Annotated in this window: 10 protein-coding genes and 1 pseudogene; 3 read left to right on the top strand and 8 right to left on the bottom strand. The window is 71.6% G+C overall.

All coding sequences use genetic code 11. The annotated features are described in order from the left end of the window. Positions 1 to 25 precede the first annotated feature (25 nt). The 3 genes from ACFWM7_RS29135 to ACFWM7_RS29125 form a co-directional block, all read right to left on the bottom strand. Positions 26 to 1216 (bottom strand): S8 family peptidase, encoded by a 1191-nt coding sequence (locus tag ACFWM7_RS29135; protein WP_383266045.1) that lies wholly within the window; start codon positions 1214 to 1216, stop codon positions 26 to 28. A gap of 97 nt (positions 1217 to 1313) precedes the next feature. After that, a complete protein-coding gene (locus ACFWM7_RS29130) occupies positions 1314 to 2447 on the bottom strand; it encodes a type III polyketide synthase (protein ID WP_383266050.1) in 1134 nt (377 codons plus the stop codon). A 19-nt stretch (positions 2448 to 2466) separates the two neighbouring features. After that, complete coding sequence (locus ACFWM7_RS29125; RefSeq protein WP_383266042.1) at positions 2467 to 3702, bottom strand: cytochrome P450; 1236 nt, start codon at positions 3700 to 3702, stop codon at positions 2467 to 2469. A 400-nt stretch (positions 3703 to 4102) separates the two neighbouring features. Between ACFWM7_RS29125 and ACFWM7_RS29120 the strand changes: the two are divergent. Next, positions 4103 to 4228 (top strand): annotated as a pseudogene (locus ACFWM7_RS29120) (deferrochelatase/peroxidase EfeB); the annotation flags it as partial. 77 nt (positions 4229 to 4305) lie between these two features. After that, a complete protein-coding gene (locus tag ACFWM7_RS29115; RefSeq protein ID WP_383266048.1) occupies positions 4306 to 4545 on the top strand; it encodes a hypothetical protein in 240 nt (79 codons plus the stop codon). Here the strand turns inward: ACFWM7_RS29115 and ACFWM7_RS29110 are convergent. The 5 genes from ACFWM7_RS29110 to ACFWM7_RS29090 all read right to left on the bottom strand — a co-directional run bounded on the left by ACFWM7_RS29110 (position 4476) and on the right by ACFWM7_RS29090 (position 9692). Beyond that, the gene (locus ACFWM7_RS29110; protein ID WP_383266039.1) at positions 4476 to 5375 is read right to left on the bottom strand and encodes an ABC transporter ATP-binding protein; all 900 of its coding nucleotides are present in this window, start codon (positions 5373 to 5375) and stop codon (positions 4476 to 4478) included. The genes ACFWM7_RS29115 and ACFWM7_RS29110 overlap by 70 nt on opposite strands. Next, positions 5372 to 6445 (bottom strand): FecCD family ABC transporter permease, encoded by a 1074-nt coding sequence (locus ACFWM7_RS29105; protein WP_383266036.1) that lies wholly within the window; start codon positions 6443 to 6445, stop codon positions 5372 to 5374. Before ACFWM7_RS29105 ends, ACFWM7_RS29110 begins: the two co-directional genes overlap by 4 nt. Then, on the bottom strand, positions 6442 to 7485 hold the full coding sequence (locus ACFWM7_RS29100) for a FecCD family ABC transporter permease (protein ID WP_383266033.1): 1044 nt from the start codon (positions 7483 to 7485) through the stop codon (positions 6442 to 6444). The genes ACFWM7_RS29105 and ACFWM7_RS29100 overlap by 4 nt, the downstream gene beginning before the upstream one ends. Next, positions 7482 to 8522 (bottom strand): iron-siderophore ABC transporter substrate-binding protein, encoded by a 1041-nt coding sequence (locus tag ACFWM7_RS29095; RefSeq protein WP_383266030.1) that lies wholly within the window; start codon positions 8520 to 8522, stop codon positions 7482 to 7484. Before ACFWM7_RS29095 ends, ACFWM7_RS29100 begins: the two co-directional genes overlap by 4 nt. Positions 8523 to 8894: 372 nt before the next feature. Next, the gene (locus ACFWM7_RS29090; RefSeq protein WP_383266027.1) at positions 8895 to 9692 is read right to left on the bottom strand and encodes a helix-turn-helix domain-containing protein; all 798 of its coding nucleotides are present in this window, start codon (positions 9690 to 9692) and stop codon (positions 8895 to 8897) included. 334 nt (positions 9693 to 10026) lie between these two features. Here ACFWM7_RS29090 and ACFWM7_RS29085 point away from each other — a divergent pair, with 334 nt between their 5' ends. Further along, positions 10027 to 10560 carry an EF-hand domain-containing protein gene (locus tag ACFWM7_RS29085; RefSeq protein ID WP_383266025.1) on the top strand — a complete coding sequence of 178 codons (534 nt, stop codon included), beginning with the start codon at positions 10027 to 10029 and terminating at the stop codon, positions 10558 to 10560. The last annotated feature ends 56 nt before the right edge of the window (positions 10561 to 10616 follow it).

Raw genomic sequence — 10616 nt, 5'->3', positions numbered from 1 at the left:
GCCGGACAGGCCGTCGGACGGAGCGTCAGAGGCCGCCGGTGTACAGCAGCCGGTCGGGCGAGCCCTGGCCGAGGCCGGAGAGCACGTCCGGGGTGGCCGTGTCGTTGAGCCACCGCGCGACGGCGGCGGGCGAGGCCGAGGGGTTCTCCTGCTTGTAGAGCGCGGCGACGCCCGCGACGTGCGGGCTGGCCATGGAGGTGCCGTTCAGCGAGACGGTGCCGCCGCCGAGCCGGGCGGAGACGATGTCGGCGCCGGGGGCGTACAGCGCGAGGCAGGAGCCCCAGTTGCTGAAGGAGGTCTCCCGGTCCTGCCGGTCGCTCGCGCCGACCGTGACCACGCCGTCCGCGGCGGCCGGGGAGACGTCACAGGCGTCCCGGTCGTCGTTCCCGGCGGCCACTACGGGCAGCACGCCCGCGTCGGCGACGGACTCGACCGCCGCGTCGACCGCGCTGGAACGGGCGCCGCCGAGGGAGGCGTTGAGCACGGCGGGGGTCGTGGTGCGCGCGGCGTCCTTGGCGACCCAGTCGAACCCGGCGAGGATGCCGGCCCAGGTGCCCCGGCCCTCGCAGTTCAGGACGCGGACGTTGACCAGCGAGGCGTCCTTCGCCACGCCGGAGGTCGCACCGCCCGCGGTGCCCGCGACGTGGGTGCCGTGCCCGTTGCAGTCCATGCCGTCGCGGCCGTCCCCGACGGCGTCGTACCCGTTCGTGACCCGGCCGCCGAACTCGCTGTGCGCGGCGTCGATCCCGGTGTCGACGACGTACACCTTCACGCCCTCGCCGGTGGCCGTGGTGGTGAAGGTGTCGTCCAGCGGCAGGGTGCGCTGGTCGATGCGGTCGGTGCCCCAGCCCGCCGCGGGGGCGCGGAAGAGGCTTCCCGCCCTGGGCGCGTCCACGGTGACCTCGGCGTTCTCCTCGACGGCGAGGACGCCGGGAACGGTCCGTACCGCTTCGAGCTCGGCGGCGGTGAGCGTGGCGGCGAAGCCGTGCAGGACGTTTCCGTACCGGAACAACGGGTCGAGCCCGAGCTCCCGCAGGACGGTGTCCGGCGAGAGTTCGGGCTCCAGGGTGACGATGTACTGCCCGGGTACGGCCCGCGTGGACTGCTCCACCGCGACCCCTTCCGGTTTGCTGTCGGCCGAGGCCGGGGCGGGGGCGGCGATCACCGGGGCGACCAGCAGCAGGGCGGCCGTGGCCCATCGGGCGGGCAGGCGCATGCATTCTCCTCGGGGTGGATCCGTTCGCGGAGCGACTGCATCCGCGAAGCGCGAACACCCGTTCCTTCGTCCCCGTCCGTCGGTCGCCTTAGCCGGTTCAGCCGGACAGCGCAACGCCGGCGGTCGACTCCAGCGCGTCGAGGTCGCGCTCGACGGACGGGCGGAGGTCGTCGTTGGTCCAGCTGCCCACGGCCGTCTCGGCGGTGATGCCGGGCCCGAAGCCGGCGATGAGGCCCTGGGCGGACTCGGCGGCTCCCCCGTCGTCGAAGAGCCTGGCAAGCGCGTCGAAGACGACGGAGCTGGCGATGTTGCCGCGTTCGGTGAGGGTGGCCCTGCTGTAGCGGAACATCTCCGGCGGCAGCTTCAGGAAGTGGCAGAGATCGTCCAGGATGCGCGGCCCGCCCGCGTGGACGATGAAGAAGTCCATGTCGGGGACGGACCAGCCGTGCAGGTCGACCAGGTCCTTCAGGACCGGTGCGAGCATCTCCATGGTGCCGGGAACCCGCTTGTCCAGCAGGAAGTGGAAGCCGGTGTCGCGGACCGCGTAGGAGATCCAGTCCTCGGTGCCGGGCACCAGGTGCGACCCGTTGCGCTCCAGCCGCATCCCGGTGCCGCCCTGTCCCCGGACGACGGCGGCGGAGAGGGCGTCCCCGAACAGCCCGTTGGAGAGCAGCGAGCCGACCCCGATGTCGGTGGGCTGGTAGCAGAGCGAGCAGAACTCGCAGGAGACGATGAGGACATTGGCCTCGGGGTAGGCCAGACAGAAGTCGTGCGCGCGGTTGATGGCCGCGCCGCCCGCCGCGCAGCCGAGCTGGGCGATGGGCAGTTGGCGGGTTTCGGGCCTGAAGCCCATGGTGTTGATGAGCCACGCGGTCAGCGAGGGCATCATGAAACCCGTGCAGGAGACGTAGACGATCAGGTCGATCTCGGCCGGGTCGGTCTCGGCGTGGGCGAGGGCCTGCCGGACGACGTCGGGCACCCGCCTCTTGGCCTCGGCCTCGTACACCCGGTTGCGGAGCTCGAATCCGGGGTGCTTCAGGGTCTCCTCGATGGGCTGCACGAGGTGTCGGGTCTGGACGCCGGTGTTCTGGATGAGCCGCAGGACGAGGTCGCGCTGCGGGTGCCCGGCGTGGGTCTCCCGTGCCAGGTCCAGGGTCTGCTGCATCGTGATGACGTACTCGGGCACAGCGATGGCGGGTCTGCACAGGGTCGCCATGGGTTCTCCTCGTATCTCGGAGCGGAGGCTCTCGTCACCACGTGACGGGCAGGGCGAGCGGGTAACGCCAGATGGACGTCGTGTTCCACTCGATGTCCTCGGGCGGCACGTCCAGACGCAGGGCCGGGAAGCGGGTCAGCAGCGTGGAGAAGGCGACTTCCAGCTCCATGGTGGCGAGCGGCGCGCCCAGGCAGTGGTGGGCGCCCCAGCCGAACGTCATGTGCGGGATGGACGGCCGGCCGGGGTCCAGCTCGTCGGGGCGGTCGAACTTGGCGGCGTCCCGGTTGGCCGTCAGATAGGACACGTGCACCACGTCGCCGGCCTTGATGAGGACACCGCCGAGCTCCACGTCCTGAAGGGCGATGCGCGGGATGCCGACGCCCTTGCGGAAGGGGATGTGGCGCAGCAGCTCCTCCAGGGTGCGGGGCAGCCGCGCCGGTTCGGCCTGGAGGGAGTAAAGGAGTTCCGGGCGGGTGAGCAGGGTGTAGGCGATGTTGCCGAGCTGGTAGGTGGTGGTGTCCTGGCCGGTGATGAGCAGGACCATCGCCATGACGGCCAGCTCGTCGTCGTCCAGGAGTTCCGCGCCGTCCCGTGCGGTGGCCAGGGTGCTGATGAGGTCGTCGCCCGGGGAGCGGCGGCGGTCGGCGGTCAGCTCCTGGAAGTAGCCGCGCAGTTCCGCTTTGGCGCGTACGGCGTCCTGCTTGCCGGCGGCCCCGACGTTCATCATGGTCATGGCGTGGGCGCGGAGCCAGGGGCGGTCGGCCTCGGGGATGTCGAGCGCCTCGCAGATGGTGATGAGCGGCAGCGGCGAGGAGACCCGGGCGACGAAGTCGGCCGGTGAGCCCTCGTCCGCCATCTCGTCGAGCAGCCGGTCGACGACGCGCTGGGTGCCGCCGCGCATCTGCTCGACGCGGCGCGGGGTGAAGCTCTTGGCGACCAGGCTGCGGAGCCGGCTGCTGGCGGGCGGGTCCATGAGATTGATGGACTCGGCCTGGACGATCGGCTCCGGGGTCATCCGGGGGAAGTCACGGCCGAGGACGGCGCTGCGGCTGAACCGCCGGTCGCTGGTGACCGTCCGGACGTCGTCGTAGCGCGTGACCAGCCAGGCCTCGCCCTCTCCGTACGCCATCCGGATGCGGGACACCGGCTCCTCGGTCAGCAATCGCCTGAGCTGGGGGTCGAACTCCAACCGCTGCGCGTAGTCGAACGGACAGCTCCGTACGGATTCCTTGTTCTGCACCGAGGTGTTCTCCACCGAGGTTCTCCCCATGGCCGGTTCGGGGTGTTCAGGGCATCCCGGAGCCGGGCCCGGGAACAGACCTCCCGTGTGTCCCCCGTCGTCCGGCGAAACATGTCAATCACTGTTCGTAGTCAGCCGATCAGAGGGGCGCACGCCCCGGCGCTCGGCCTCCCGGTCCAGGCGGTCCATCTCGCGCGGAGGAAGCGGCGCTGAGCTGCTGCTCCGCGCGGTAGAGGTGAGAGAGGCGGTGCAGACCGTCCGAAGCGGGGAAAGGGAACGGTTATGACGGAGAGTGACCCACGCTGGGACGTGCTCTCGGTCGACGTAGCTTCGTACGCGGTGCCGCGGGTTGTCGTGGGAGGCGCGGGGCTGATCGGCACCTTCCGGCTGGGCGCGGGGCGGGAGCTACCAGGTCCTGCGCACCACCCGGTTGCGGGCCGAGGCGTGGGACCGGGTTCCGCCGGGCGAGCAGGAGCGGATCTACGGCCGGCGCAAGTCGACCGGCGCGCCGCTCGACGGGAAGAAGGAGAGCGACCCGCTCGACTACGGGCGCGACCCGCAGGGCCGGGTGACCCCGCTGGACTCCCATGTCCGCCGCGCCGACCCGCGTACCCCGGGAGCGAGGACTCGGTCCTGCTGCGCCGGAGCTACAACGTCGGCCAAGGCCTCGCGCCCGACGGGACGCTCGACGTGGGGCTGGTCTTCTGCTGCTCCCAGCCGGACGTCGCCCGGCAGTTCGCGACGGTGCGGAAGCGGCTGGAGGGCGGGCGGTTCGCGGACTTCAGCACCACGACGGGCGGCGGCTACTTTCTCGCGCTGCCGGGGGTGGCCGACGCCTCGGACTGGTACGGCTCGGCGCTGCTCGATCCCTGAGGGACCGGTACCGCGCCCCGGTCCGGCCCGTCGAGCACGTGGTGGCGGCCGATCGGGAGCATCAGGGGCCGCCCCGAGACGGGGTCCTCGATGATGCGGCTGTTGAGGTCGAACACCGCCCGGACCGTCTCCTCCGTCAGCACCTCGGCCGGGGTGCCGGAGGCGTGGAGGCCGCCGTCGGCCAGGGCGATCAGGTGGTCGGCGTACCGGGCGGCGAGGTTGAGGTCGTGCAGGACCATGACGATGGTGGTGCCGCGCGAGCGGTTGAGGTCGGTGAGGAGGTCGAGGACCTCGATCTGGTGGCTGGCGTCGAGGAAGGTGGTCGGCTCGTCGAGCAGCAGCAGATCGGTCTGCTGGGCGAGCGCCATGGCGATCCACACGCGCTGGCGCTGGCCGCCGGAGAGTTCGTCCACGGCGCGTTCGGCGAGCGGTTCGGTCGCCGTGGCCTCCAGGGCGGCGGCCACGGCGGCGTCGTCCTGCTCGTTCCAGCGGGAGAAGATCCCTTGGTGGGGGTGGCGGCCGCGGCCGACGAGGTCGGAGACGGTGATGCCCTCGGGTGCGATCGGCGACTGGGGCAGCAGCCCGAGGGTGCGGGCCAGTTCCTTGGCGGGCAGCCGGTGCACCTCCTTGCCGTCCAGGACGACGCGGCCGGCGCGCGGGGCGAGCAGCCGGGACATGGAGCGCAGCAGCGTCGACTTGCCGCAGGCGTTGGCGCCGACGATGACGGTGATCCGGCCGGGCGGTACGGCCAGGTCGAGGGAGTCGACGACGGTGCGGTCGCCGTAGCCGAGGGTGAGTCCTTCGGCGGTCAGTCGGTGGTGCGTGGTCATAGCGAGCCTCCCGCCCGGTTGGTGCGGATGATCAGGTAGACGAGGTAGGGGGCTCCGAGGACGCCGGTGACGACGCCGACCGGGTAGCGCTCGCCGAAGGCGAACTGGCCGGTGAAGTCGGCGACGAGGACGAGCAGCGAGCCGACGAGTCCGGCGGGCATGAGCAGGGAGCCGCCCGCTCCGACGATGCGAGCGGCGATGGGCCCGGAGAGGAACGCAACGAACGCGATGGGTCCGGCCGCCGCCGTGGCGAAGGCGATCAGCCCGACGGCGGCGACGATCACGGTGATCCGGGTGCGTTCCACGCGTACGCCGAGGGCGGAGGCGGTGTCGTCGCCGAGCTGGAGCGCGGAGAGGTTACGGGCCCGGCCCAGCAGCAGCGGGGTGAGGACGGCCGCCGCGACGAGGGCGGGGACGACCTCGTCCCAGGTGGCGCCGTTGAGGCTGCCGGTCAGCCAGCGCATCGCCTCTTGGAGGTCCCATTCGGCGGCCTGGGACAGAACGTAGGAGGTGATGCTGTCGAGCATCGCGGAGATCCCGATGCCGATGAGGATGAGCCGGGTGCCGACGACGCCGCCCTTGAACGCCAGTGAGTACACCAGCAGGGCAACGCCGAGTCCGGCGGCGATGGCGAGGACGGAGACCTGCACCTCGCCGAGGGACAGGGTGACGATGGCGACGGCAGCGGCGGCGCTCGCCCCGGAGCTGATGCCGATGATGTCGGGGCTGGCGAGCGGGTTGCGGAGCATCGTCTGGAAGGTGACGCCGGCGAGCCCGAAGCTGAATCCGGCGACCAGGGCGAGGACCGCGCGGGGCAGCCGCAGCCGGCCCACCGTGAACGACGCGCCCGGCACCTGCTCCCCGAGGATCACCCGGAAGACGTCGCCGGGCGGGTAGTAGGTGCGGCCCGCCATCAGCGTCACGGCGAACGCGGCGACCACGAGGAGGACCAGCACCAGGACGACGCGGCGGCGGCGCGAGGCGCCCCGGGCGCGGCGGCGGGTGGCGGCCGCGACGGAGGCGGGCGCGGCCTCCTGGGGGGCCGGCCGGGTGAGGGCGGGGGCGCTCACAGGGCACGCACCTTCTGTCGGCGGACGATGTAGATGAAGAAGGGGGCCCCGATCAGGGCCGTGACGATGCCGACGTCGATCTCGGAGGGGCGTGCCACGATCCGGCCGACGATGTCGGCGGCGGTGAGCAGGACCGCGCCGAGCACCGCCGAGAGCGGCAGGAGCCAGCGGTGGTCGACGCCGACGAGGAGCCGGCAGGTGTGCGGGACGACGAGGCCGACGAACCCGATGGGCCCGGCGACGGCGGTGGCGGCCCCGCACAGCAGGACGGCGCCGAGCGCGGCCACGGCCCGTGCCACGGCGACGCGTTCACCGAGCCCGGCCGCCAACTCATCGCCGAGAGCCATGGAGTTGAGGGCGCGTGCGGAGAGCAGGCAGACGACGAAGCCGGCGATGAGGAACGGCGCGACCTGGCCGATGCGTTCGAAGGAAGCGCCGCCGACGCCGCCGATCTGCCAGAGCTTGAAGCTTCCGGCGATGTCGTTGCGCGGCAGGATGACCGCGCTGACGAGCGAGGCGAAGGCGGCTGACGTGGCGGCCCCGGCGAGCGCCAGCTTGAGCGGGGTGGTCCCTCCCCTGCCGAGCGTCCCGACGGTGTAGACGAACAGGGCGGACAGCGCGGCGCCCACGATGGCGACCCAGATGTAGCCGGTCGGCGAGGTGAGCCCGAAGAACGCGACCGCCGTGACGACGGCGAGAGAGGCCCCCATGTTGACGCCGAGGATGCCCGGGTCGGCCAGCGGGTTACGGGTCACGCCCTGCATCACGCCGCCCGCCAGACCGAGTGCCGCGCCGATGACGACGGCGAGGACCGTGCGGGGCATGCGCTTGGTCGCGGCCGCCTGACCCAGGGTGTCGTCGGAACCGCCGAGCGCCGCGACGACGTCGGACCACGGCACGTCGCGGGAGCCGAAGGCGACGGAGGCCAGCATGACGGCGGCCAGGGCGAGCAGGGAGAGCAGGACCCACAGCAGGCGCACACCCGCCGGACGCCTGCTGGTGGCGGCGTCCGGCGGGGTACGGGTGTCGAGCGTGGTCACTTGACCTTGTCCGCGGCCTCGGCGAGGGCGGCGGCGTAGTCGTCGAGCACGTAACCGATCGACAGCGGCGTCGGGTTGGCGGCGGTGGCCAGCGGCGAGCTGCCGGGCAGGAGGTATGTCGACCCGCGCTCGACGGCCGGGATCTTGGAGAGCAGCGGGTCCTTGGTGATGGTCTTCAGCAGTTCACCGGTGTCGTCGCCGTAGCCGGTGATGATGTCGACGTCGTCGAACGCGTCGATCTGCTCGGCGCTCTTGGTGAGGGCGAACTTGTCCGTGCCCTCGGAGGCCTTCGCGATGGACCCGGGGATCTTCATGCCGAGGTCCTGGAAGAACTGGGTACGGGTGTCGTGGGCGGTGTAGAAACCGACCTCGCTGACGTCGTTGGGGTCGACGTGCGTCATGAACATCGCCGACTTGCCCTCGAGCTGCGGGTACTTGGCGGCGGTCTTGGCTATGTCCCCGTCGAGCTTCTTGATCAGCTTCTCGCCCTCGTCGGCCAGCCCGATCGCCTTGCTGTTCGTCCGGATGATCTCGCGCCACGGCGTCGCCCAGGCGGCGTCCGGGTAGGCGACGACGGGGGCGATCTCGCTGAGGGTCTCGTAGTCCTTCTTGGTCAGACCCGAGTACGCGGCGAGGATCACGTCCGGCTTCGTGTCCGCGACGGCCTCGAAGTCGATGCCGTCCGTCTCGTCGAAGAGCACCGGTGTCTCGGCCTTCAGGTCGTCGAGCTTCTCCTCGACCCAGGGCAGCACGCCGTCGTCGTTGTCGTCGCCGAAGTTGGCCGCGGCCATGCCGACGGGCACGACGCCGAGCGCGAGCGGGACTTCGTGGTTGGCCCAGTTGACGGTCGCGACGCGCTTGGGCTTGGCCGGGACGGTGGTTGTACCGAGGGCGTGCTCGACGGTCAGGGGGAACGCGCCGGATCCACCCCCCTCCTTCTTCGTGTTCTCGGCGTCGCCGCTTCCGTTCCCGCCGCAGGCGGCGACGGACACGAGGGCGGCTGCTACGGCGAGCAGGCGGAGGCGGTGTGAGGACATGGGTGAGTACCCGGCTTTCCGGAGGGTCGGGGTGCCGCTTCCCGCACGTCCGGGCGTGGACTGCCGTCGTGGAGGGATGCGATGCGGAGGCGCAGCGGCTTAGGTAAGGCTTGCCTTCGTACTTTATGAGAGGAGGTGCAGGTGTCGCAATCAACTGTTTGAGACATGCGTTGTAGCGATGAGGACATTCGTGGCGGCGGCACATGACGCTCTTGGCCCTCACGTGACGTCACGCCGCAGCCTCGGCGACGACCTCGCCTCGGGCCGGTGGGCCGAGCGGAACGGGGGTCTGGCCGGACTCGACGCGGCGGATCTGGGCCTGCGCCTGCTCACGGCGTGAACTCAGGAGGGCACGCAGGACCCGGAATCGGCTCACCCCGGCCGGAAGGTCCCCGGCGTCAGCCCGGTGGTCCGGCGGAAGGCGACGCCGAAGGCGCTGGCCGAGCGGTAGCCGACCTGTTCGGCCACCGACTCGACGTCCCAGCCCCGGGCCAGCAGGTCGATCGCGTGCTGGGCCCGGACGGCCGCGACCCACCGTACGAAGCTCGTGCCCGTCTCGGCGCTGAACGCGCGTGTGACCGTACGGGTGCTCACGCCCAGCTCGGACGCCCAGTCCGCCAGCGTCCGCTGGTCGCCCGGATCCTCGCGGACCGCGTCCGCGACGGGGCGCAGGAGGTCGGAGGTAGGAATCTGCACGAGCAGTTCGCGCGGCGACGGGGCGAGGACGTCGAGCACCAGCGCCTCGGTCGCGGCCCGGGAGGAGGGGGCGAGGCCGGGTTCGCCGAGCCGTTCCAGGAGGAGGCGGAGCAGCGGGGTGATCTCGACGGCGACCGGAGTGTCGGAGATCGACGACGTCGTACGGAAGCCGAAGAAGCTCGCCCGGAACCAGGTTCCCGCCGTCGCCGATCCGGAGTGCAGCGTTCCGGCCGGCATCCACAGACCGAGGGCGGGGGTGATCGTCCAGATGCGTTCGCCGACCACCGCGGAGGAGGCGCCCCGCTCGTTCCAGAGCAGTTCGTGGAAGGGGTGGGAGTGGGCGTCCCAGAGCGTGTCGTGGGAGACGACCTCGTCGTAGGCCTGGATGACGAAGGGCGTCTCGACCGATCCGGGCGCGTGCGCGGGCAGCGACCGGGTCTCCCGGGTCGTGGCAGGTCCGGCTTCCCCGGTCATGCGGCACGGGCCCCGTTCGCACGGCGGCCGGTCACGGCGGGTGTCTCTCGCATCCGCCCAGCCTAGAAGGTGGGCCCGGTGGCTGGTCGCGCCGCTCCTGTCTGCCGTTCCGCCCGCGTCTCCGGTACGACGCGGGCGTCCACGGCTCGTACCGGGGCGTGCGGGGGCACTGGGCCCGGCCGTCTGCCTCAACTCGACGTTTACGCGGGGGTGGTTACGTCCTTCAGGTGAAAGGGCAGCGGCTTTCGTCGTGCCCGCCGCCCTTCGGCCGGACAGTGGGTGGGCCGACCGGGCTGCCGGTCGGCGGGACCGTACGGCGAAAGGTGACGGATTCATGACCACTGAGGCCAACCGGCGGGTCGCGCTCGTCTTCTCCCTGTTCGATGCCAACGCCAACGGGGTTCTGGAGGCCGACGACTTCGAGCTCATGGCCGACCGCGTCGTCAGCGAGGCACACGCCTCGGACCAGGCGGCGAAGGACGCGATGCGCGGGGCGTTCCGGCGCTACTGGACGACTCTGCTCACCGAGCTGGACGCCGACCGGAACGGCGAGATCAGCTTCGAGGAGTTCACGGCGTGCGTGCTGTCGCCGGAGCGGTTCGACGCGACCATCGCCGTGTTCGCCGAGGCGCTGGCCGCGCTGGGCGACCCGGACGGCGACGGCCTGATCGAGCGGCCGCTGTTCATGGCGCTGATGAGGGCGATCGGCTTCGAGCCGGCGAACATCGACGCGCTCTTCGACGCGTTCGAGCCGACCGACGGGGACCGGATCCGGGTCGAGACGTGGGTCGCCGGGATCAAGGACTACTACGCGCCCGGTAAGGCCGGCATCCCCGGGGACCACTTGGTCGTCGGCACCCCTGTCTGACCGGACGGCCCCCGGGGCTTGCCGTGTCCCCGCGCCCGGAGCACGGGCACGGGGAC

The organism is Streptomyces sp. NPDC058375 (assembly GCF_042723425.1).
GTDB classification, from domain to species: domain Bacteria; phylum Actinomycetota; class Actinomycetes; order Streptomycetales; family Streptomycetaceae; genus Streptomyces; species Streptomyces durocortorensis.
The sequence above is the reverse complement of the archived record's forward strand: the minus strand, read 5'-3'. Positions and strand labels throughout refer to the sequence as shown.

Bases quoted from the DNA above. Each gene is read 5' to 3' on its own strand.
- ACFWM7_RS29135 (WP_383266045.1), bottom strand. From the start codon at position 1,216: ATGCGCCTGCCCGCCCGATGGGCCACGGCCGCCCTGCTGCTGGTCGCC.
- ACFWM7_RS29125 (WP_383266042.1), bottom strand. From the start codon at position 3,702: ATGGGGAGAACCTCGGTGGAGAACACCTCGGTGCAGAACAAGGAATCC.
- ACFWM7_RS29110 (WP_383266039.1), bottom strand. From the start codon at position 5,375: ATGACCACGCACCACCGACTGACCGCCGAAGGACTCACCCTCGGCTAC.
- ACFWM7_RS29095 (WP_383266030.1), bottom strand. From the start codon at position 8,522: ATGTCCTCACACCGCCTCCGCCTGCTCGCCGTAGCAGCCGCCCTCGTG.
- ACFWM7_RS29090 (WP_383266027.1), bottom strand. From the start codon at position 9,692: ATGACCGGGGAAGCCGGACCTGCCACGACCCGGGAGACCCGGTCGCTG.
- ACFWM7_RS29085 (WP_383266025.1), top strand. From the start codon at position 10,027: ATGACCACTGAGGCCAACCGGCGGGTCGCGCTCGTCTTCTCCCTGTTC.